21 protein-coding genes, 3 tRNA genes and 1 pseudogene are annotated in these 22,243 nt (G+C 56.1%); 14 read left to right on the plus strand and 11 right to left on the minus strand.

What is annotated here, in order from left to right; genetic code table 11:
• Positions 1-102: 102 nt before the first annotated feature.
• Positions 103-753, plus strand: coding sequence for a hypothetical protein (locus BP758_RS02135; RefSeq protein WP_292368270.1), 651 nt, complete (start codon positions 103-105; stop codon positions 751-753).
• A 9-nt stretch (positions 754-762) separates the two neighbouring features.
• Here the strand turns inward: BP758_RS02135 and BP758_RS02140 are convergent, their stop codons facing one another.
• The 3 genes from BP758_RS02140 to BP758_RS02150 are packed head-to-tail and all read right to left on the minus strand — an operon-like array spanning position 763 to position 3,144.
• The gene (locus tag BP758_RS02140) at positions 763-1,230 is read right to left on the minus strand and encodes a GNAT family N-acetyltransferase (protein ID WP_292368272.1); all 468 of its coding nucleotides are present in this window, start codon (positions 1,228-1,230) and stop codon (positions 763-765) included.
• A 13-nt stretch (positions 1,231-1,243) separates the two neighbouring features.
• Entirely contained in the window at positions 1,244-2,524 is a 1,281-nt protein-coding gene (gene hemA / locus BP758_RS02145) for a glutamyl-tRNA reductase (protein WP_292368273.1), read from the minus strand.
• Positions 2,521-3,144, minus strand: a complete 624-nt coding sequence (locus tag BP758_RS02150; protein WP_292368274.1) for a precorrin-2 dehydrogenase/sirohydrochlorin ferrochelatase family protein — start codon at positions 3,142-3,144, stop codon at positions 2,521-2,523. Before BP758_RS02150 ends, hemA begins: the two co-directional genes overlap by 4 nt.
• Before the next feature lie 258 nt (positions 3,145-3,402).
• Between BP758_RS02150 and BP758_RS02155 the strand changes: the two genes are divergently transcribed.
• Together BP758_RS02155 and BP758_RS02160 are read left to right on the plus strand one after the other, a co-directional pair.
• Positions 3,403-4,164: a phosphotransacetylase gene (locus BP758_RS02155; RefSeq protein WP_292368275.1), complete on the plus strand. Its 762-nt coding sequence runs from the start codon at positions 3,403-3,405 to the stop codon at positions 4,162-4,164.
• Positions 4,165-4,443: 279 nt separating this feature from the next.
• Positions 4,444-4,515, plus strand: a tRNA-Gly gene (locus BP758_RS02160).
• A gap of 30 nt (positions 4,516-4,545) precedes the next feature.
• Here the strand turns inward: BP758_RS02160 and BP758_RS02165 are convergent.
• Positions 4,546-5,646 carry a DUF4238 domain-containing protein gene (locus BP758_RS02165; RefSeq protein WP_292368276.1) on the minus strand — a complete coding sequence of 367 codons (1,101 nt, stop codon included), beginning with the start codon at positions 5,644-5,646 and terminating at the stop codon, positions 4,546-4,548.
• 499 nt (positions 5,647-6,145) lie between these two features.
• Between BP758_RS02165 and BP758_RS02170 the strand changes: the two genes are divergently transcribed.
• A complete protein-coding gene (locus BP758_RS02170) occupies positions 6,146-6,730 on the plus strand; it encodes a flavodoxin family protein (protein ID WP_292368277.1) in 585 nt (194 codons plus the stop codon).
• A gap of 100 nt (positions 6,731-6,830) precedes the next feature.
• On the opposite strand, the gene BP758_RS02175 is transcribed toward BP758_RS02170, so the two are convergent.
• The 3 genes from BP758_RS02175 to BP758_RS02185 all read right to left on the minus strand — a co-directional run bounded on the left by BP758_RS02175 (position 6,831) and on the right by BP758_RS02185 (position 8,149).
• Positions 6,831-7,112, minus strand: coding sequence for a hypothetical protein (locus BP758_RS02175; protein ID WP_292368278.1), 282 nt, complete (start codon positions 7,110-7,112; stop codon positions 6,831-6,833).
• Entirely contained in the window at positions 7,109-7,414 is a 306-nt protein-coding gene (locus tag BP758_RS02180; protein WP_292368279.1) for a hypothetical protein, read from the minus strand. The genes BP758_RS02175 and BP758_RS02180 overlap by 4 nt, the downstream gene beginning before the upstream one ends.
• Positions 7,415-7,879: 465 nt before the next feature.
• Positions 7,880-8,149: a hypothetical protein gene (locus tag BP758_RS02185; RefSeq protein WP_292368281.1), complete on the minus strand. Its 270-nt coding sequence runs from the start codon at positions 8,147-8,149 to the stop codon at positions 7,880-7,882.
• Between the two features lie 221 nt (positions 8,150-8,370).
• Here BP758_RS02185 and BP758_RS02190 point away from each other — a divergent pair, with 221 nt between their 5' ends.
• The 4 genes and pseudogenes from BP758_RS02190 to BP758_RS02200 all read left to right on the plus strand — a co-directional run bounded on the left by BP758_RS02190 (position 8,371) and on the right by BP758_RS02200 (position 11,209).
• Positions 8,371-9,249, plus strand: coding sequence for an alpha/beta fold hydrolase (locus BP758_RS02190; protein ID WP_292368283.1), 879 nt, complete (start codon positions 8,371-8,373; stop codon positions 9,247-9,249).
• A 114-nt stretch (positions 9,250-9,363) separates the two neighbouring features.
• Positions 9,364-9,765, plus strand: a complete 402-nt coding sequence (locus BP758_RS02195) for a hypothetical protein (protein WP_292368285.1) — start codon at positions 9,364-9,366, stop codon at positions 9,763-9,765.
• A gap of 922 nt (positions 9,766-10,687) precedes the next feature.
• Positions 10,688-10,759 (plus strand): annotated as a pseudogene (locus BP758_RS12340) (zinc ribbon domain-containing protein); the annotation flags it as partial.
• 81 nt (positions 10,760-10,840) lie between these two features.
• Entirely contained in the window at positions 10,841-11,209 is a 369-nt protein-coding gene (locus BP758_RS02200; protein ID WP_292368287.1) for a hypothetical protein, read from the plus strand.
• A gap of 217 nt (positions 11,210-11,426) precedes the next feature.
• Here the strand turns inward: BP758_RS02200 and BP758_RS02205 are convergent, their stop codons facing one another.
• The gene (locus BP758_RS02205; RefSeq protein ID WP_292368289.1) at positions 11,427-13,544 is read right to left on the minus strand and encodes a C13 family peptidase; all 2,118 of its coding nucleotides are present in this window, start codon (positions 13,542-13,544) and stop codon (positions 11,427-11,429) included.
• Positions 13,545-13,771: 227 nt separating this feature from the next.
• On the opposite strand from BP758_RS02205, the gene BP758_RS02210 reads away from it, so the two are divergent.
• Complete coding sequence (locus BP758_RS02210) at positions 13,772-14,737, plus strand: ComEC/Rec2 family competence protein (RefSeq protein WP_292368290.1); 966 nt, start codon at positions 13,772-13,774, stop codon at positions 14,735-14,737.
• 91 nt (positions 14,738-14,828) lie between these two features.
• Here the strand turns inward: BP758_RS02210 and BP758_RS02215 are convergent, their stop codons facing one another.
• From BP758_RS02215 to BP758_RS02225, 3 genes are all read right to left on the minus strand, one after another.
• Positions 14,829-15,593: a PAS domain-containing response regulator gene (locus BP758_RS02215; protein ID WP_292368291.1), complete on the minus strand. Its 765-nt coding sequence runs from the start codon at positions 15,591-15,593 to the stop codon at positions 14,829-14,831.
• Between the two features lie 429 nt (positions 15,594-16,022).
• Positions 16,023-16,096, minus strand: a tRNA-Thr gene (locus tag BP758_RS02220).
• Positions 16,097-16,258: 162 nt separating this feature from the next.
• The gene (locus BP758_RS02225; protein ID WP_292368292.1) at positions 16,259-17,290 is read right to left on the minus strand and encodes a mechanosensitive ion channel family protein; all 1,032 of its coding nucleotides are present in this window, start codon (positions 17,288-17,290) and stop codon (positions 16,259-16,261) included.
• Between the two features lie 45 nt (positions 17,291-17,335).
• On the opposite strand from BP758_RS02225, the gene hypD reads away from it, so the two are divergent.
• The 5 genes from hypD (at position 17,336) to BP758_RS02250 (ending at position 22,189) form a co-directional block, all read left to right on the plus strand.
• Positions 17,336-18,364: a hydrogenase formation protein HypD gene (gene hypD / locus BP758_RS02230; protein ID WP_292368293.1), complete on the plus strand. Its 1,029-nt coding sequence runs from the start codon at positions 17,336-17,338 to the stop codon at positions 18,362-18,364.
• Positions 18,365-18,435: 71 nt separating this feature from the next.
• Positions 18,436-18,507, plus strand: a tRNA-Arg gene (locus tag BP758_RS02235).
• Between the two features lie 394 nt (positions 18,508-18,901).
• The gene (locus BP758_RS02240; RefSeq protein ID WP_292368295.1) at positions 18,902-20,275 is read left to right on the plus strand and encodes a hypothetical protein; all 1,374 of its coding nucleotides are present in this window, start codon (positions 18,902-18,904) and stop codon (positions 20,273-20,275) included.
• A gap of 10 nt (positions 20,276-20,285) precedes the next feature.
• Positions 20,286-20,969: an ABC transporter ATP-binding protein gene (locus tag BP758_RS02245; protein ID WP_292368296.1), complete on the plus strand. Its 684-nt coding sequence runs from the start codon at positions 20,286-20,288 to the stop codon at positions 20,967-20,969.
• The gene (locus BP758_RS02250) at positions 20,966-22,189 is read left to right on the plus strand and encodes an ABC transporter permease (protein WP_292368298.1); all 1,224 of its coding nucleotides are present in this window, start codon (positions 20,966-20,968) and stop codon (positions 22,187-22,189) included. Before BP758_RS02245 ends, BP758_RS02250 begins: the two co-directional genes overlap by 4 nt.
• Positions 22,190-22,243: the final 54 nt, after the last annotated feature.

Raw genomic sequence — 22,243 nt, forward strand, 5'->3', positions numbered from 1 at the left:
TTACCATGTGCTGGGTTATCGTATATATGGTTGTATCCCCGGTACGGGCCAAAAAACAAAAACACTTCGTTTTTTAGGGGAACGGGTACTACCGGGTACGATATGCAGCATTATTCCTGGTCTGTACCGGTCATTATCATGGCCGCTCTCATCCTCTGCGCCGGGTGTACTTCCGCGCCTGCCGCACCGCAGGCCGCAGTAACGCCGGCCCCTGCAACCCCTGCGCTTTCCGCATACGCGCTCGCACCCTCCGACCTGCCCGCCACCTGGACCCCGGTCTCGTCCCGCGAGAAGACCGCTGCCGAGATGGGCACGGCTGCCCGCGAACTCGGCTGGCAGGACGGGTACGTTGTCGTCTATACGCTGCCTGCCGGTAACGCGGCCGGCACCTGCACGCTCACCCAGACCGTGACGCGCTATTCGGGGCAGAACATGTCCTCGCTCGTCCCGCTCGTTATCGCAAACGAACGCAAAGTCGGGGGCCTTGCCTTTACCGATCTTGCCGCACCGGCAACCGGGCCCGATACCCGGGCGCTTTCGGCAGTGCTCGTGAATGCAACGCCGACAGAAATCTCGGCCGGCGGCATGTCCCCGCTCTCATTTGAGAGCAGCGCCCCCGTTGCAACCGAAGGCTATACCGAAGTGGTCTTTGGGAAAGGCGATATTCTCGATGTGATCCGGATGAGCGGGACCTGCCCGTCCTACGACACGCTCGCCTCCCTCTCGCAGACCGCGTTTATAAAACAGGGATAACCCTTTTTTTTAGCAGGTCCGCTTCATGATGAACCGGTCCTCGCCATTGCCAAAATAGGCCGGGACAAGCGATTCTTTATTAAACCCTTCCCGGGTGTAGAGCCGGACCGCCGGCTCGTTCTTTGGCGAGACCGTAAGGAAGATCTCGCGCACGCCCCGGCCGGCAAGCAGCCGGCACATCTCGCGCAGGAGCCCGGTCCCGATCCCGCAGTGGCGGAACCCGTTGCCTACCATCATGCGGAGGATCCAGGCCGTATTGGGACGGTCGTGGACAATGGCGGCAACGGTAAACCCGACGATCGTTTCCTCTTCGACCCCGACCAGGAAGGTGTCCGGGGAGAGGGCGACCTGCTGCCGGACAAAGACCGCGGACCGGTACGGCTCGTGGATGCCGTTGATCTCCAGCGCCACGACCGCGGAAAAGTCCTCGTCTGCATACGGGCGGACACGGAGTTTTTCGGGAGGCTCTGCGGTCATGGTGCCCTCCCGGCTATTCCCGGACTTCCCCTTTCTTTTTTTGCGGCACGGTGCCCCGGGTAAGGGCGGCAACGAGCGCTTCGGCCGCGGCCCGGTCGCCGGCATGGGCGTTCTCCCGGATCGAGGCGGTTGCATCGGCAAGGATCTTTTTGGTGAGCACCCGCGAGAGGTCGTCGAGGATCTCCGCGGTCCTCTCGTCGCATGTCCCAAGCCGGGTAAGCGCCCGGTCCCGCTCACGGATCCGCACTTCCTCTGCCCATGCATGGAGAACGGCAATGCAGTCGTCGGAGGACTGGCGCCGGAGCTGCGAGAGGAAGACCGAGAGCTCTTCTTCGACAAACGCAGAGGCCCGTTCCGCCTCCGCCTTGCGGGTCGCCATGTTCTTCTCGTTTACCTCGCGCAGGTTGTCGATGGTAAAGAGCCGGACGCCCGCTATCTCCCCCGCGGCCTCTTCCACGTCCCGGGGCTGGGCGATATCGATGATGATGAGCGGCTTTGGAGAGCCGTCCGCGAGCTTTGGCCGTGCCTGTACGGCCTGGTCCAGTTCCGCTGCACGGATCACCGCGTGCGGGGCGGCGGTGCAGGAGATGACCACATCGGAGAGCGCGATATAGTGGTAGAGCTCGGAGAACTTTACCGCATTCCCGCCGATCTTTTCCGCGAGCTGGACGGCGCGGCCGAATGTGCGGTTTGCCACGTACATGGCGGTGAGCTGCTTTGCGGCAAGCGCCTGGGCCACAAGAAGGCCCATCTCGCCGCTCCCTACCACGAGGATGTGCCGGCCGGCAAGCGACCCGAGCTCGGACTCGGCAAGGATCACGGCAGCCGAGCCGACCGAGACCGACCCCCGGTTGATCCGGGTGCGTTTCCGCGCTTCGATCCCTACGTGGACGGCCTTTGTCACGCACTGCGCAACAAAACAGCCGGCGCTTCCCGCCGCCTCGGCGTCCGCAAGGCTTTTCTTGAGCTGGCCGATGATCTGGTCCTCGCCCACGATCATCGATTCTATGCCGGCGGCAAGCGAGAAGAGGTGGCGCAGTGCATCGCGGCCGTCAAGGAGAAAGAACCCGTTCCGTCCCTGGCTGCACAGGAAATCCCGGAGATCCGCTGCGTTGCCTTCCACCATCACTTCGACCCGGTTGCAGGTTTGGAGGAGGAGCACGCCGCCGAACTGTTTTTTTGCAGCGGCAAGGAACGCGGGTTCGTCCGGGAACCGGAACGCTTCGAGCGCCGTGACATCAGCGGTCTGGTGGCTGACGCCGGCAATGGCAAGACCCGCCTCGCGGCCGGTCATGCAAGATACCTCTCCGCCACCCGGTCCCACGCCCGGCCGGGGGACTTCTTTAAGAGCGACCAGAGGGTCTTGTCGTGGAGCACCTCCCAGAGGATCCGGCGCCTGCCCGCGGGCGTGGTGTCTCGTTTCTTTAACTCCACGCGGAGCCGGTGCTGGAGGGCGATCATGGCATCGAGCGCCGGGTAGCGCTTCTCGAGGTCCTCGCGGATGAACCGGGAGACCGCGGGGCTCTCGCCAAGGGTGCTGACCGCAACCCCGTAATGCGCCCCCTGCGTGATTGCCGGGATGATCACGTCCCCGGCCTCGCCGTTTGCATTGTTGAAGAGCACGCCGTAGTCTTTGCAGAGCGCACCGATCCGGTTGTTCTCTTCCTTGTCGGAGAGGGCGCCGATCACAAGGAACGCGTGCTCGATGATCCGGTTGAGCTCCTCGTCGCTTGCGGCCCGGGTGTCGAGCGTCTGGATCTGGACGGGAAGCGCTTTTGATTCGGGATTGAAGGTTTTGCTGACCATGAGCACCTCGGCCTCGTAGGCAAAGTGCCCGGCCTTGCGTGCGGCAACCACCCCTCCTCCAAAGATCACGACCTGTTTTCCCGTGCAGTCCACGAAGAGGGGTATCATTGATCAGTTATTAGGGCGCACGCGTTACATTAAGGTATAGGATTCGGGTCGGGGCCCTTACCGGCAGGCGCATGAAACGGGGCCGGTCCCGTTGTTTTTTACGGCATACGCAGAAAACCCGGGGATATCCGGTTTTTTTTGACTGAAAAATCCATTTCGGTCAAGCGTATCCTTATCATTTCCGGCACGAGAGGGATGGTATCGACCGGTGGTGCAGGGTCTGTCCGGACCCCGTCACCACGCCCGGGGACGTATTTTATGACCAGACGAACCGCCATTGGAATCGGGATGGGCCCGGATGCAGAGAAGATCATCCAGAGTGCGTGCCGGGCGGAGATCCCGTACGATATTATCTGTTATTCGCGGCCGGGCACCGCACAGCTCCCGCCCGGTACCGCCCGCGTGAGGATTGCCGAAGAGAGCGATCCGGACGCTGCCCTTGTCTATGCTTTGAAGACAGGAACGATCGCGGCAGCGGTACGCGGGAACCTGCCGGGCGAGATCACGTTAAAGCTGCTCGCGGCAGCGGCTGGCGTCTTGCACCTTGAACGCGTTGCGCTCCTTGAGACGGCCGGAAAAAAGAAGTTCCTGTTTGCGCCGGTCGGGATTGCCGAAGGCTGGACCATCACGGAGAAGCTCGCGCTGATAGAAAAAGGCCGGGCACTTGCCGTAAAGTTCGGCCTCCCCGAAAAAGTGGGCGTGCTCTCGGGCGGCCGGTTCGGCGGCATTGGCTGGAATGCGGCCGTGGACCGGAGCATGGCCGATGCCGAGCTCGTGGCAAAGCTCGCGGGTGCCGAGCATTTCGAGTTCCGCATCGAGGATGCCATCCAGTCCTGCGGACTTATCATTGCGCCGGACGGCATCACGGGAAACTTTGTGTTCCGGACGCTCGAACACCTGGGGGCCGGACGCGGCCACGGGGCACCGGTCGTCAACATCGACAAGATCTTTGTCGACACTTCGCGCTCCCAGAAGGACTACACGTATGCCCTCAGGCTTGCGGCGGCGATGATAGAATAACCCGGGAGACCGGGCGGGGGCAGGAAGCCGGTGCAGAAGCGACAACGAAGGCCGCCCGGCTCGCGGCCGGTCGCGGTCGCCGGGCCGGGAACCGCCATAAATCCGCGGGAAGAACCGGAGGGAAGAATCCGAAAAGCGGCATCCGGACAATCCGCAGGTATGCGAGCGTACCTGCACGGAAACATTCCTCCGACGGAACCATCCGGCAAATGCGCCCGTTTCATGCCTGAAAGCACGATATACTTAAATCATATGAGTGCCTACTTTTTAGAGCGCATTGCGCCGATAGTGTAGTGGTTATCACTAGGCGTTGCCAACGCCTAAACTCGGGTTCGAGTCCCGATCGGCGCATTTTTCTTTTTGGTTTTAAATTAGACATTTCTAAAAATTATTCCTTTGAACGTTCCTTACAATATGTTTCTCATTTTTGAAATACGAGCTGATCACATCATTAAATTCTAAAATTAGTTTATCTGCACTTTTATTTGACTCATCATACAACATGCGATTTCTAACAGGGAGATTGTCTTTTGGAGAGTTTTTTTCAAATTGAGAGAAATCGATACCCTCCCTTGCAGATAAAAATGATAAAGGAATACTATACACTCTATCTTTTGTATCCTCGAATCTTCTCTTTAAGCAGAGATCTCTCAATTTATCTTTTATCAAACCAGATTTTTGATGCACGTAAAAGAAATACTCTGGAATTTCTTGTTTAGATAAAATAAATTTGTCACAATTGATAAATTGTAAACAATTGATTGAATCAATATCCTGTTCTTTAGAAAGTTCTATGACAGAATCCCCTGATGTTAAGAGATCATATAATTCTGAATGTATTAGTAACAAACAGAGCGTGTCAGAAAGAGGACAGATAACTTGAATGCCTGGAGTATATAATCCATATACACCCAAATCTTGATAAAAATAATTATTGAGAACAACAGGATAATCACTTGAAATAAATGGGCGTTTTGTTGTATTTTTTAGTAAAAATAATTTTAAATCCGAAAGGAGAAGGGAATCTTTAGATATTAATTTTATGTAATATTCAAAAATGACACTTCCATACTTTTTTTTATCTCTACGCAGTATTCTCAATTCATTAGGATATTTTTTACTAGGTCGGAGAAGAAAATTTTGCATTATCCTTTTTGAGGATTCTGTACGAATAGATTGTAAACGTAAAAAAAGACCAATCTTCTTTAACTGGGATTCATCAATTTTTTCATTTTTTATTATACTGGCGATAGGAATTGAAGTTTTTTCATCTAATCCTTTTAGAAATGTGGATTCAAATATTCCATCGACCCCATAAAAATTTTTAATCATCGCAGTTTTTTTTATTGTACCTGTAATAACTTTCTTTTTTTTGAGCAAGTAGAGAAAAATATCCCCATCCTTTTGGTATTTATTATAGTTCGGAGAAAAATTTCGTAAATACCATCTAGGAATAAAATGCTGATTTACATATGCCGTCATAATTCACCAATTTTTTTATGATTTCGCTTTTCATTATATATTTATTGAAATTGCTCGCAATTCTTACAAAGTCAAAATTTTGTATTTAATAATATTTGTATCATTCATTATCTTATCTTCTAGAATATACCTCAACCTCCCACCGATAACAATCACATTCCTCATTTGTAGGGGTATTCAGGAGACCCCCAGCTTCTTACGATGTCCTCAAACCCTCTACATCCCATAATGAGTTCCCCCCTCCTCGCTTCGGCTCGGAGTCGCTCGGGCGCCTCGTCGGGCCCTCGCTGGGCAAGTGAGTGTACGATCTCTCTAGAATCTCACTGCGGCCAAAGATCCCGGTAAGTGCGTAGCGGGAAAACCCGACGAGGCGTTTTCCCGCGTCTGGCATCGTTTTGTTCCAGCTGTCCGAACACGTTTGTTTCCTCAGCACGGCCAAACGGAATGACGATCCGTAATCCCGGCCTCATGATAGAATAAAGACACCCTCCGGTCAACCATGAAAGCAGAAAAGATGAAGATCCTCGGAATTATCGCAAGTCCGCGAAAAGATGGCAATACCGCGTGGACCGTGAACAAGATACTCGAAGGCGCGAAAGAACAGGGAGCCGAGACCCGGTCCTGGTACTTCAGCGGGCATGATATCGAACCGTGCCGGGGCTGCCTGTGCTGTCATGACGGAAAGGACTCCGGTTGTATAATCGATGACGATATGCAGGAGCTGTATGACGCGATTGACAAGGCCGACGCCATTGTCCTTGGCTCGCCCGTGTACATGGGGCAGATGAGCGCCCAGGCAAAGATCATCACCGACCGGTTGTTTGCGCAGATCTCCCCGCGTTTCTCACCGCATTACAAGGAAAAAGTATCAAAAAAGAAGCTGCTCCTTGTGTTCACGCAGGGCAATCCCGATCCCGGCATGTTCCGGGAATATTTTGATTACACGAGAAAAATGTTTCAGATGCTGGAGTTCGATACCCGGGATGTTGTTGTCGTTGCCGGTATGCGGGACAAACCAGCGCATGAAAGAAAAGATCTGGACAGGGTCATGAAAGATACCGGTTCGTTGCTGGTCCGGGAATAAATCCCGGCCCGTTCCCCCCACCCCTCCCCAAAAGTTCCGGGCGACAAGGCGTTTTCCCGCGTCGGGTATCGCATTGTTTTATCAAAAAGGGATTCCGGTTTTATTCCACAACCCCGCGTTCCACCAGCAGCGCGAGATACTCTTCCCCGGACAAAGGACATGCGATAAGATTCTCAAACTCTTTTCCCGAGAGGTGCAGCTGGGTCCGCATCTTTGCCAGAAGATCCGCAGGATATTCCCGGAGACCGTGGCTCATGAACGTGTGGACGCCGGTGATCTTCCCGGCATTTGTGAGATAAAAGAGTCTGTGGTGGGAGTCCTTTGCCAGGAACCCTTTCTTGAGTAACGCTGCTTCGATATCCCGGGCCTTGCAGGTCTTCACAGGCTGACCCCGGCCGGCACAAGCGAGGTCAGGTTGCTGCGGAGCCGCAGGGCATCTGCGGTAAGGTTGGCCGGATCTTCATCGACATAGACTTCCCAGAGTGCTGCGAGCTCTCCGGAAAGACCGGCAATTCCTTCTTCCAGCGTTTCCGCAGAGACAACGAGGCCGAACTCTTCATTGAAAAGTGTCAGCCGGTCGTCTTCGTGTTCCACGGTAACGATCAGCTTCCGGGCAAGACGGCAGATGCGGCCGTTGATCCTGATACGGTCGAGACTGATTGTCTGGTCTGCCATCTTAAGCATATTATACATACGTTCCGTTTCCGGTGTAATAGTGTTTCTGTTAAGGGAACCCGGATATTTCCGGCTTGTTCCCCCAGCCGATGCCGGCCCGTGACCCCCCACACCTCCCCAAAAGTTCCGGGCGGGGGGGTGGCCTTTAAAAAATATTGCTACCCCCCTCCCCCTGGTTTTATTTTTTCGCGAACAGACCCCCCCCCGTACTGCACAAAAGAGGGGACTACCCCCCCCATCGTTCCAGTTCCAGAAGGTGTGTTTCGTGTGGAGTGTCCGGCGATCGGGGGAGGGGAGACCACCCCCTCCGGTTACGAACGGGAGGGTGGAGTGATCGCATGGTGGGGGAGGGGGTGTCCCCCACTCCATAAAAATGAATGAGGCCCTCCGGCCCCGGATCAAATTTTTTTGTCCGGCCCCTCACCCCTCCTGCCACGAAAAGATGTGGGGGGGAGTCTTCCCGCCCGGTAGTGATCAGTCAATCCACTGGGATGCCGAGCTCATTTCATCCGTGCTGGTACAGCAATCCGTATAGCAGCAGACCGATTCCCAGCGATTATTCTCATACTCATACGTACAGTCCCCATGCGTGTATGCACAACCATTTGTCGGCGCATGCACGCTCTGCTGCTGCGGGAGATCGACTGCGTAATACTGCACACCGGCCATGAACAACCCGACAACCGATAAACAGATCATGAAGAGCACGAGCCGTGCAAGGGGCGATTTTATTGATTCAGACATGATAAAAAACCATCCGGGCCAGGCAGCAAACGCGGCCGTGGATCGTTCCCCGGCCGGGACTGATCGTCTGGTCTGCCCTTTTGGGCATGATGGTAGATACGTACCGTTTTTAGTGTAATAGTGTTTTCCGTTCAGGGAAAACCCGGGTCTTCTCCCCGACCAAGCGTTTATCAGGGCTCGTCCCGAACAGTGAATCTAACGATCCCGAGGATGAAACGAGAATGAAACAGACTCCCGTCATTATTGTGCTTGCCGTCATTGCGATCATGGTTCTTGCCGCCGGCTGCACCGGCACCGGGCCGGCCACTGCCAGCCCGTCACCATCGGCACCGGCAATGTATAAACCGGTCTCCATTGCCAATACGCCGGTCGAATACAAGGACGTCAATGGCGTCCGGCTCGCATACTGGGAATGGGGATCCGGCGAACCCGTTCTCCTCATCGAAGGATTCGCGAGCGAGGTCGCGAACGATACTCCCGCGCAGGCCCCGTGGAACGAGACATTCCTTTCGATCCTCTCCTCCAAATACCATGTCTATGCCTACGATCACCGGGGAATGGGATACAGCAGCATGAACAACGTGACCCCCACAATCCCCCTCTATGCGGACGATGCGGCAGGTCTGATCAAAGCCCTCGGGTACGACAGCATGAACGTGTACGGGGAGTCCATGGGCTCGACAACCGCACAGCAGCTGGTCATTACCCACCCCGAGCTCGTGAAAAAGCTGGTCCTCGATTCCAATTCGTACAATGCAAACATCCCCGCGTGCCAGACCCTGCACGCGACCCTCATTGCGGTTGCAAACGATACGACCGCGAGCCCGGGCCTCCGGGCCGAGGCAAACGCGAACCTTGCCTTTAACGGGACCTGGAACGGTCTTGCCGGCATCAACAAGACCGTCATGCTCGTTGTCGGCACGGGCGACGTGATCACGCCCCAGGCGGTCTCGGCCCAGATGGCCGGGCAGATCAACGGCTCCTGGCTCGTGAGGTTCCAGGGGCTCCCCCATATCGGGAACCGGAATGCACCGGTCCAGTATGGCGAGAACGCGGTGTACTTCCTCGATACGAACGAAGCCCCGCTTGCATCCCTGTAACGGTACGGGGATCAGACTTTTTTTTAACCAACCGGTCCGGGAATAATTCCCGGTACCGTTTGCTCCATGGGCCCGACCACAAACGCTTCAATTCCCGGCCTATAAAAAATCCTTATGACCCGGGGGAAGAAGCCGACCGCCACGATAAACGAAGCAAAAAAGTTTGCAGAGCGGATGGGATACCGCTGGCAGGAAAACACTCATGAAGACCTCGGGTACGATCTCTTCATCTTCAAGCGCGAGACGGCCTGCATGGTCCGGGTCCGGCAGACTGCATACCGGATCGACCCGGATATCTTTTATGAAGAACTCTTACGGGACGATCTTGGCGCGGTCCGCTCGCTCCCGCTTCCTTCGTGGTTCCCAAAAGAGATCTGGCTGCGTACCCGGCACGAACGGGCCTGGCGCCGGCTCCGGGTCCTGCCCGATCTCGTAGCCGAGATTGAATGGTGGCAGCCGGACGGGTACATCAACCCCTATGCGAAACAGGCCCCCTATACCAAAAGAGGGGGGTAGCCGGACCTACGGTCACCATGGATCGTTTCTCCGACGGAGAGGTTGCAGGGCCGGATCGCGGCCGGAAAGTTCCAGTGGAAACGGTGCCAATCCACTCCACGATTTTTGTTTTAAATGGTTATTTTCAATAACAGGGCATTTTAAATGAGATTTGACCGGCGTCTTTAGCGGCCTTCCTGCAGGGGCCAAAAATGGGACAATGAATTGCCTTACCCTGCCCTGTACAGATGAAAGAAACGCATTGCGGGCCGAAAATTTACAGGGTTCCCGGGCAGGAAAAAACGGATCGGTTTTGAGAGGGTTTACGGGAGATTAGCGGCCGGTGCCCGTTTGTACCACTACCGGGGGCATTATATACCGGAGATACTGTCAGGACCGCTGAAATGAGGGTGTTTTTGGGGTAAGTACTGCCCGCACCGGCCCCGGCCGGCCCGGCAGGATCCGGGAAAATTATTTTTCCTGCAATCCGGGCGGCAGGATTTTTTTCGGGCGCAAAGGCGATCCGGGTCACCGGAAGATCGGCAGCTCATGCATGTCCGGCAAAGGTTGCCATGAGGGTGACCGCTGCAAGGGACAGTACGAGAATTGCCCGGGTTATCCATACCGGATGAAAAGGGAGATCCATGCTGGGTTCCGCCACCGTTTTATTTTGAGCCGCTGGTTTGGAGACAACGGCCATGAACCACCGGGACCGGGAACATTTCCCGCGGTTTTTTTCCGGCACCCGGGTCCCGGCGGCCCTGTTTTTTATTTTTGGCGGCCGGGGATTATAGCCCCGGGGTTAACGAAAAAATTTTTTGCACCAACGATCCCGGCCGATCGTTCCCGTCCCGGATATTTTGCCGGTCTCCCGGGACCGTGCAACGCCCCCGCCCCAACGAACATCTATCTCGTATGGCCGCAAAGATCACACTGAAAGACCATAAAATACTGTCCCGAATGCGGCAAGCCTCTGGCAAACGAAGCCGCGAACTTCTGCGACAACTGCGGGGCAAAACTCCAGGCAGCCCCGACCATCACGGTCCAGCCACCGGAAGGCAGCGGGGCCGGGTCATCGTCCCCCGCCCCGGAACCCGTGACCCTTGTCCAGCCGGACGAGGAGAAGAGCACGGCGATTGCAGCCATCTGCTCGCTCGTGATCCCCGGGCTCGGGCAGGTCTATGACGGCAAGCTCGAACGCGGTTTTTTGATCTTCTTTGGAACAATTATCGGGTTCTTTATCTTCATCATCCCCGGCCTGTGCGTCTGGGCATTTGGGATCTACGATGCTTACGAGATCGCGTGCAAAATGAATAACAATGAGATCCCGTTCCTCCCGACAAAAACCTCACACCTGCTCCTCTTTATCATCCTTGCCATCGTCACGGTGCTCATAGCGTTTATTCTCCTGTTACTGCTCTCGTTTGCGATGTTCGTGAGCCCTGCGACAATGCACATGGTGTGAGCCGGGACTCAGCCGCTCTTTTTTCGCCATCCCTTTTTGTAACCGGGAAGAGCGATGGGGCGATTGCCGGTCCCCTGTCGTGGAATGCATCGGGTTTTCCCGGCACCCGGCCAACCGGGTACATCACGGCCGGCTCCCTGCGCCAGTATCCGAAAAAACAAAAAAGATCCGGGCAAAAACCGAACAAGGATTTTCCCGTTCCCTGCCCCGCGGGCGGTTATGGCGACAAAAACTTCATGACCTCAGTATCGATGTCGCCGAAATTCCTGGTGTTGAGCATCTGCACGTGCGAGCCGGTCACCTGTTCGTAGGTTGTGGTGTACAGGTCGCGGAACGTGATGTGCGGATTGTTCCGTACGGCGATAAGGACGTTCTGGGTAAACTCGTCCGAGAGCCACTGGCGGATGTTTGGATCGTAAACCGCCCCGAGCGAGGGTTCGTTCCGGTTTGCACCGGTAAAGTACAGGAGTCCTTTTGCCGTCGCATTCGTGGCAACGCTCTCCCCAAAGCAGGTGTCCACGAAAAAGACCATCTGCCGGTATCTCCCTTCCCGGGCCATCGTGTCGGTGAGCGTGGCAAACTCGCCGGCCGATAACGAGGTATCCGGAGTAGGGAAGAGAATGCTGCCCGGGGAACCGTGGCTTGCGATATAGACAAAGACATCGGTACTGGCATTGGATTCGAGGACCACCGGGGTCTGTGCAGACCTGTTGCCGGTAAGGACCGCCGCAAGCGTTGCTGCGGTCACATTTGCGCCCCGGTAATCCACCCGGGCCTCGGACCGGAGGTTTGCCCCGCCCACCATGTTGTGGACATCCCCGCGGACAGGGTTCTGCGGAGAGGTGGGGACATCATCGTAGAGCATGAGGATGATGTGGTCGTCGGGAACCCCGTTGTCCTTAAGGAGCGTGTACATGGCAAGGGCATCGGATTCGTGCCGGTAGTTTGTCCAGCCCGGGGACGGGCCGACAATAACCGCCTCAAAGCCGGTCCGGTTTACCCGGGGAACATAATTCCCGTTTCCGGTATCGGGTGCACCTGCCGGTGTGTTCAGGGTCATGAATCCTTGCGAGGCCTGCGAGAGCCCTCCCGATTCCGCGATCAGCTTGGACGCGCCGGATTTTTCCGAACCAAGCGTACCAAGAGACACATAGGTCCCGTTCCTTATGACCCAGTGGGAGTAGTAGGTGATCACCGGGTCCACCCCGTATTCCGTATCGTAGATGAATGGCTGGCTGGCGCCGGTAACGTACGGGCTCTGGCCTTTTACCAGGCCGTCAATCGCATCATGGGACTGCTGTGGGGTCCAGTCCTCCACGGTATCGTTGCCGTCCACAACGTACCGGAAGGAATCCGGCGGTGATTCAAACGGTGCCGCCTCCTGACGTGCTGCGGTATAGGCGGCAAGGAGAACGGCATCGTACGCGGGCGCTGCATAATCGGTAGGGGCGGTCCCGAATTTTTCCGTATATGCGGTTGCAAATCCGCTCGTCGGGTCGGCTGTCGGAGACGTGCCTTCGAGGCCCTCTGCACTGCTCCCGAGCGTTGAGACAAGCACCGGCGTTGCCGCAGCATCGGTAAGGATCAGCTTCGTGGACGATCCGGACCGGTCGATAGCCTTTTTTATGGTTGCCGCATCCTCCGGGCCGCAGGCCGCGATGATATATTCCGGACGGGTGGCAAGGGCTGCATTCACCTCCGCATCGAGCGTGGCGGAGCCGGGTTCAAACTCCTGAATAGACGTGAGATCGATACCGGATTCCGTGGCAAAGAACCCGGTCCAGTCATAGAACGTGCTGCCATAGGTCGTGTTCTCGGTAAGGAGGGCTGCATGTTTCACGCCTTTTGCGTGGAGGATAGTGACCAGCGCTTCATCCTGTGCCACATCGCCCTGGACCGTCCGCCAGAAATACCCGGTCTTCCCGAACGCCCGGATGATATCGCCCGATGTTGCAAGCGGGCTGATGAGGAGTTTCTTTTTATTGGCAAATTCCGGCGCGAGCGTATAGACATCGTCGCTGGTCGGCGGCCCGATCACCATGTGGATGGAATCGTCGGCAAGCAGTTCGCGGGCAAGCTGTGTGGTATTGCCGGAGCCGGTATCCCTGTACACGAGTTCAACCTGCCGTCCCCCGATTCCCCCCCGGGCATTGATATTGTCCTTTGCCCATTCGAGCGGGTCTTTGAGATCCACATCGCCGGTTATGGGGAGCAGGACTCCGATACGGACCGGCGTATGGGCATGGACCCAGAAATATCCTGTATATGCCGCGCCAATGGCCAGCAGGATGAGCGCAAGTATCAGTGCAAATTTCTTTTTGTCGATGATGATCACCCGGGATTTCAGGAGATACTACCGGTCAGGGGGTTTACCGGATATATGTATCCGCACGTTTTGTTAACCGTTTTTTTCAAAGCTTTATGAAGCACATGTACTCGATCCTGAAAATTGCCGAATCCCGATAAAAAGAGTACCGGGTAGTGATCATGCCAGTACCGGCACGACAGGAATCCTAAAAAAAAGAGAGCCCTTATACGGGAACAATTCCCACCGGGAAAATCATGCAAAAGACCGGCGCGATCCTGCTTCTTCTCTGCATCCTTGCGGTATCCGCCGGCTGTACCGGGACAGCCCCCGCGGTTGCAGGAACTCCCGCACCGTCACCGGCGCCGTTCCTTTCCCCGGCCGCTCCTGCCATAACTGCGACCCCTGCGCCCGCGCCGGCCCTCAGGAATCTCTCGGTCTTTTTCATCCCGGTCGGGCAGGGCGACTCGATCCTTGTTATCACACCGAACCAGAAGGCCATACTGATCGATGCCGGTCTCGCGGATGCTGCGCCGGACGTGATCCGTCTCCTGCGGCGCGAGAATGTCTCGGCGCTCGATATTGCGCTTGCCACCCATGCGCACGGCGACCATATCGGGGGGATGCCGGAGGTGCTTGAAAATTTCCCGGTCCATGAGTTTGTCTGGAACGGGCACCCGCGAAAGGCATCGCCCTACACGAAACTGATGGCAGAGATCGGGAAAAAGAAGATCCCGCTGACTGCAGTAAAGGCCGGGGATACCCTCAGCCTCGATCCGGACCTCTCCATTGAGGTCCTCAACCCGCCAGCGCCGGGCTTTGACGACCCGAACAACAACAGCATCGTGCTGCGCATGACCTACCGTAATGTCTCGTTCTTGTTTACCGGCGATGCAGCGCAGGCATCCGAGGCGTCCATGCTTGCCGGGAATATGACGCTCTCTGCCGATATCCTCAAGGTCGGCCACCACGGGAACGTGCACTCAACGAGCGCCGCATTCCTAGCCGCGGTCCACCCCTCGCTTGCCATCATCGAAGTGGGCGCTGCAAGCGAAGGCCACCACCCCTCGGACAAGACGCTTGCCCGGCTGGCACAGGAGAATGTTACCGTCTACCGGACCGACCGGGACGGGATCGTTGAGGTCTCGACTAACGGGACCGGCTATGCGGTCACTGCGCTTTCTCCCACAGTGTACACATCAGCGGGACGGGCATCCGCATAAAGGAAAGCACAGGAAAGTCCTGGAAGATGGAAACATGGCGGAGGTTCCGGTACCGGGCCGGTTTTAATTCTCCGGTTCGTGCACGAGATCGTTACGGGTGGTGGCGGTCGGTGATATCCCGGAGGGAGACCAGTATCGCGGGTGCATCCTGGAACGTGATCATCTTCCCGATACATTCGACCAGCATCCCCTCGTGTTTCAGGTTGAAGATATGATACCGGGAGATGTATCCTTCAGTGCCCTGCCGTACCATTTCGTAGTCGTGAAGGACCACCTCCTTTGACAACGGTGCAACGAACTCCATCACGTTCTTTTTCCCGATAATTTCTTCAACCGATTCTGCTCCGGCCATCTCCTTTGCCGCATTGTTGGCAAAGAGAATATCTCCGGTGGGAGAGGTAATGATAATCCCGTCAAAAGAGTTATCCACCAGCATCCGGAATTTCCTCTCGCTGTCGTGGAGATCGTGCAGCGCCTTTTTGAGCTCTATTGCTTTTTTTATCTTGTGGGCAAGCTCGGCAAACTGCGCCTTCTGGGCCCCGCCCTTCTGGAGATAGAAGTCCGCCCCGGCATTGATCGCCTCGATGACAATCTCTTCCCGGCCCTGGCCGGTAAAGATGATGAACGGGATCAGGTTGTTGTCAGCCCGGATCTTTTTGAGAAAGGTAAGGCCGTTTGTTACCGGCATCTGATAATCGGAGATGATGGCGTCGAAGTGCTGTGCGGTCATTTCAGAGAGCGCAGATTCGACGGAAGGTACCGTGGTAACTACAAATTCCCCCGAAGCTTCAAGGAACACCTTTCCAATATCGAGGAGTGCCGGTTCGTCGTCAACATAGAGCACGGAATAGGTCACGGAAAATCTTCCAATCGTTTTGAAAAGTTATTGCCGGGAAATATTTTAATCGATGAATCATGTTATAGTGATCTACAAATATAAAAACATTGTTTATTGTATCAAATAATGATTTGAGCCCCGTTAACCAAAGGCAAGGATATTCTGATGCCGTTTGGATTCTGCCGGTATTTTCACCGGGCCCAAAAGAATGCTAATGCATGGCATATGGTTAAAAGATCTCCCGTGCAACCGCTGCGCGGCCCGTACCCGCCCGGTTATCCCCGGGTTATCCCGGCAGGAGGATTGCGGGGCCGGTGAACAATCGCAGAATAGGATCGACGTGAGTCGGGGCAGCGGACGCCCGGCCGGTCAGGGAACAGGAAAAACAGGATATGCCGGAAAGTAACCGGGGAAACAGCAGCCAAAAACGGGGAGAACTGTAATGAGAGCCTAAGGCGAGATTCGAACTCGCGACTTCCTCCTTACCAAGGAGGTACTCTACCGGGCTGAGTCACTTAGGCATAACACATTCTGCATATATGAGAATCCGGGACTACCGGATTTTACTTCACAGGCAGATTGCCTAGATACATTGTAGGTTTACCTTATAAAATATTACGGAAAAAACGGGAATTTTCCTGCGGCAGGCCGGGCAGAAAAGCCGGTCGTGCCGCACGAAACGATCAGGGTTTCATCTTTACTTCGAGCTGCGGGAACGGGATCTCGATGCCCTCTTCCGCGAAGCGGCGGGCAATCCGGGTATTGATCGCATCTTTCACCTCGTCCGGCACATTGTAGGCCTTTGCCCAGATATAGATCACGAACTTCAGGCTCGAATCCCCGAACTCCTGGAAAAAGACCTTCGGGCCGGGCTCGCTCAAAAAGAAGTCCGTATTCTTGATGGCATCGTCGGCTATCCCGGCAAGCACCGATTTTACCTTTGCGATATCGGAACCGTACGCAACCGTGATAGGGATGGTGTACCGGAGCATCGGGTCGGGCTCGGAATAGTTCATCACGCTGTTGGAGGTGATCTTGCTGTTCGGGATCGTGACCAGTTTCCCGTCGATGGTCCGGATGCGGGTGCTCCGGGTCCCGATCATGAGCACGTCGCCGTAATAGGTATCGACCATGATCCGGTCGCCGACCTTAAACGGCTTGTCGATGGTGATGACCACGCCGCCAAGGAAGTTGGAGAGGAAGTCCTGCGATGCGAGGGCGAGGGCCGCGCCCGCGATGCCTGCGCCGGCCAAAAAGGGAGTGATGTTGATGTCGAGGTTGACAAACACCAGCATGATGCCGGCAAACCAGATGATGTAGCGTGCCGCCAGTTCGAGCAGATCGACCAGCCGGTCGTCGGTATCGCCTTCGGTCTTTGCGGCCCATTCATGGCCGTAGATCTTGATGATATCGTGGAGCAGCGATGAGACGATCCAGGTCCCGAGCAGGATATAGATCGAGTTGAGTACATCGTCGGAGATGATCCAGGCAAACTGGTCCGGCACGATGCTGAAAAATTTCAGCGCAATATAGAACGAGACCGCGATGATGCCGACCTGGACCGGCGTGCCGATGGCGGCAACGATGATATCGTCCCACTTGGTCTCGGTGGTCTCTGCATATTTTTCCAGCCACCTGACAATAATCCGCGCGATCCCGGCGATGGCAAACCCGACAAGGATCACCACGACAGCGAAGAGGAGGTTGTCACTCATATACGTATACTTATGACAGCGGCCAGTAAATAACTATGAGATAGCATGGCGACGGGAAAAGAGATCGCGGAGACGCTTCGCGGACTGGTGGACCGGAATATGACTTTCATGCACATCTGCGGTACGCACGAGGCCGCGATTGCACGGACCGGCCTGCGCAGTATCCTGCCGCCGCAGCTCAAGATCGTCATGGGCCCGGGCTGCCCGGTCTGCATTACGCCGCAGGGCGAGATCGATGCAGCGCTCGATCTCGTGGACAAGGACTGCATCATCGCTACCTACGGCGATCTTTTGCGGGTGCCCGGCTCGAAAGGGTCGTTAGAGTCCTGCGGCGGGGACGTGCGGATCGTGCAGGGCGTCCACAAGGCCGTGGAGATAGCTGAAAAGACCGACAAGGAAGTGGTCTTTATCTCGGTCGGCTTTGAAACGACCGCACCCACGGTTGCCGCAACCATCCTCTCCCGCCCGCCCAAAAACTTCTCGATCCTCTCCTGCCACCGGCTCGTCCCGCCCGCCATGAAGTGGATGCTCGAACAGGGCGAGGCAAAGCTCGACGGGTTCGTGCTCCCCGGCCATGTCTGTGCGATCATGGGGTACGAGGAGTACGAGCAGTTTGCGGTGCCGCAGGTCGTTGCCGGTTTCGAGGCCGACGATATTCTCCTTGGCCTGCTCATGCTCGCAGAACAGCTCCGCGAGGGAAAAGCCCGGGTCGACAATGCCTACCCGAGAGTCGTTACCCGGGAAGGAAATGTCAAGGCAAAGAAGATCATGTACGAGGTCTTCGAGCCGTCCGATGTCGAGTGGCGCGGTTTCCCGGTCATCCCGAAGTCGGGGCTGAAGCTCAAGCCCGAGTTCGAGCAGTATGATGCGCAGAAGAAGTTCGATCTCGTGTACAAAAAAGTAAGCAAGCACTCGGCCTGCATCTGCGACAAGGTCCTGCGCGGCATTGCCGAGCCCAGCGACTGCAAGCTCTTCGGGAAGGTCTGCACGCCCCGGACACCGGTTGGGCCCTGCATGGTCAGCCACGAGGGCGCCTGCAAGATCTGGCACATGTACCAGGTAAAGAAACTCTAAAACCGCTTCCGGGGCCCGGACCATCCTTCTCTTTTATAAGGAAGTACACAAGATTAAGTAAGGTAAAATTTGCCTCGGTAGGGTAGTGGACATCCTAGAAGCCTCCGGAGCTTTTGACCCGGGTTCAAGTCCCGGCCGGGGCGTTTTGTTGTTTTTCCGGATCGTTTCCTGTGACCGCAGGTTTTTTCGCGCTGTTCCTGCGGAAGTAAAATGATCCGCAAAAGATCCCGGCAGAACGGGTGCATTTTTTTTAGAAGAATTCTCTTGTACCGGATCCCCGGCCGACAACTGGTGGTGTAAACTTTAAATTACATTAAGTCTCATTGTAGTTACAAATACGCCGGCAGTGCTTGCAAAGAGTACGTGGTACCGGTCCCGGGATGCGGGGGCAAAGGGCCTGTGCGTTACCGCACGACCGGATGCCCGGCACTTCCCGGGAATACCGTTCCCGTACCCGTGCACTGCCGGATCTTCCTGATTACAAAAAAAATCCCTTGGCATGCAGGTTGTCTCACCCATGGTTTCCCGGAGAATTTTATGAAAGCAAAGCTTGGATTTTTGTGCATTTTCCTCGTCGCCCTGCTGGTCCCGTTTGCATATGCAGCGGGTACTGACAGCAGCAGTTCCAGTACCAGTTCGACAAGCAGTAGTACGAGCACCGGTTCGAGCAGCAGTTCGACCTCGAGCATCGATGCTTCCGCGCTCGTGTACGTATCGAATGTCACCCTGTCGCCGGATGTCTTCTTCCCGTACGAACAGGGCACCATTGCCGTTACGCTGACCAATGCCGGTACATCCGCGATGGGTCTCTCCGGCCCGGACATCATCAGCGACAAGGTCCATATCGTAAAACAGGTTGACTGGGGCACCATGACGTATGTTGGTGCCGGATCGACCGTCACCTACAAGTTTGTCGTAACGGTCGATCCACCGGACGGGACGGACTACGCCCTCTTTACGGTCGGCACCAAGACCGGGAGCGCCATCCACTACCCGCTGACGATCAAGGTGGACTCCGATCCCCTGCGGGCAGTCATCGCAGACAAGCCGGATACCTTTTCCCTGGACGGCACATCCAACGTAACGATGAGGCTTATCAACACCCGGGGCGGGATGGTAAAGAACATCGTGATCAGTACCGAAGGCAGCGGGATTGAAGTCACGCCGGTCCAGGCATACGTCCAGTCCCTGGATGCAGACAACTCTGTCGATATCCCCTTTACCCTCACCACCCACCAGGCATCGAACCTGACCTTCGATGTTTCCTACCAGAACGGCGACAACGATCATATGGTAACAGTTGTTCTCCCCATCGAACTGGGAAGCGACAAGACCATTGCCGTACCGGTTCTCAACAACGTTGAGCTGACCAGTAAAGGCGGCTACTACGATATCACGGGCGATATCACCAATGCCGGTATCTCGGATGCCAAAGGCGTGGTCGTAACTGTCGGCGACCCGGCAGTAGCGACCGGCACCTACCCGGAGTACGGCATCGGGAGCATTGCCTCCGATGACTCCGGGAGTTTCGAAGTAACATTCTCGGCCCGCAACCTCTCCGCGGTCCCGGTGATCATATCCTGGAAAGATTCCACCGGGAATAATTATAAGATCACAAAAACCGTCGACCTCTCGAATTCAGCCGGCGCCTCGATAGAATCCGATGGCAGCAGTTCCGCATCCGCGGTCCGGAGCGTTGCCGGGGCCCAGGGCCAGTACAGCAGTGCCTATCCCGGCGGCATGAGCCGTACCGGTTACAGCAGCCGGAGCTCGCCCTCGATCTTCTCCGGCAGCGGCCATGGCATCAGTTCGTTCTACCTCCCGATAGCGGTCGGGATCATCGCGGTGGCAGGTATCGTCCTGTACACCAAACGAAAATGGATCCTCGCAAAAGTAAAAAAACAGCAGTAAGGGGCACGGCATGACCGAGACCCCCCTGATCCGGCTGGCCGGCGTGACCAAGACCTATCACCTGGAGAGCGGGGATTTTACCGCGCTCAGAGATGTCTCGCTCGATATCCCCGAGAACGATTTCGTGGCGATCATGGGCCCGTCGGGATCCGGGAAATCCACGATGATGAACCAGCTCGGGCTCCTGGATGTCCCGACTACCGGGAAGCTCTGCATCTCCGGGAGAGACGTCTCTTTTATGTCGAACCTGGAGCGCACGCACATGCGCCGGGACCTGATCGGGTACATCTTCCAGAAATTCTACCTGATCCCGCTGCTCTCCGCCTACGAGAACGTGGAGTATCCGCTGATCCTCAGGTACAAACAACGGGACACCTCGGGAAAAGCCGCGGAGCTCCTTGCCCGGGTGGGGATCGATGCCGAAATGAGCTTGCACCGGCCCAGCCAGCTGTCCGGCGGCCAGCAGCAGCGGGTAGCCATTGCCCGGGCGCTCGTGAACGATCCGAAGATCCTGCTCTGCGACGAGCCGACCGGGAACCTCGACAAAAAGACCGGGCTCCAGATCATGGATATCCTCTGTACCCTCCATAACGAGGGAAGGACCGTGATCCTTGTTACCCACGACCCGAAGATTGCGGAATACGCTTCACGGATCATCCGTCTCGATGACGGGCAGATCGTGGAGGAATCATGAAGTTCGGCGATATCTTCTTCGAGCTCTCGCTGCGGAGCGTGCGGCTGAACTTTACCCGGTCCATGCTTGCCGCCATCGGGATCGTGATCGGCGTTGTCGCGATCTCGTCCATGGGAATGCTCGGCACCAACATGCAGCTCGAAGTAAAAGAGCAGCTCTCGTCCAGCGCCAATACGATCGTCCTTTCCCCGGATTCGGTCCGGATGGGCGCACCCGGGACGGCACCGTCATCATCGGCAAACTCCGCCATCACAAAGACGCAGCTGACCAAGATCACGACCGTTACCGGCCAGAACGGCACGGTTGTCCCGATCTATTCGACGTCCTCGCAGTTCACCATCAATTCCCTCCCGGGAAGGGGTATGGTCTATGGCCTGGATACGAGCGACATCCCGGCGTTTTTGACGTTAAACGACACCTATGGGAAAGGAACAACCAACCTCGGCGTGAACGAGGTGCTCGTAGGATCCTCAATCGCCTCGAATTTCGGGGTCACGGTCGGGGACCGGATCAAGATCGGGTCGGTCTCCTCCTCTGCCCGGCCCGAGCTCCGGATCGCCGGCGTCCTCAATGCCCGGGGAACGGTAGCCGATGGCGTATCCACCGATAACGCGATTGTGGTCAACAGCAAGTGGTACACCAGCCAGTACGGCGGGAAGGACGAGTACAACCAGGTCAATATCATTGTAAAAGATACCGACAATATTCCCGATATCGAAGCCGCGGTCGATGAAAAGATCAACACGAACCCAAAGAAGCCGGCCATCCGGATCCGGGATGCCTCGACCCTGCTTGCCACAACCACCTCGACGTTGAGTACGGTGACCACGTTTATTATGGCAATCGGCGGGATCTCTCTTGTGGTCGCAGCCGTGAGCATCTTCAACGTGATGATGATGTCGGTAAACGAGCGGATCCAGGAGATCGGGATTTTGCTCTCCATCGGGACGGAACGCGGCGAAGTCCGCCGGATGTTTTTGTACGAAGCCTTCATCCTCGGGCTGCTCGGTGCCACCATCGGGGGGATATGCAGCCTGCTCATCGGGTACTCCGTGGTGGATTCGATGATCGGGACAACGCAGTATTTCTTTATGTTCGACAGTATCGTGTACGTCCCGCTGGGGATGGCAATCGGGATCGTGGTCTGCATTATATCCGGGGTGTACCCGGCATGGAAGGCCTCCAACATGGACCCGATCGATGCCCTGCGGAGCGAGTGAGCGAAAAAAAACGTAATTTTTTTAATTTTCCGCGAGGACTTATCGCAAACGCTC

Origin of the sequence: Methanoregula sp. UBA64 (assembly GCF_002502735.1) — an archaeon.
GTDB lineage: Archaea > Halobacteriota > Methanomicrobia > Methanomicrobiales > Methanospirillaceae > Methanoregula.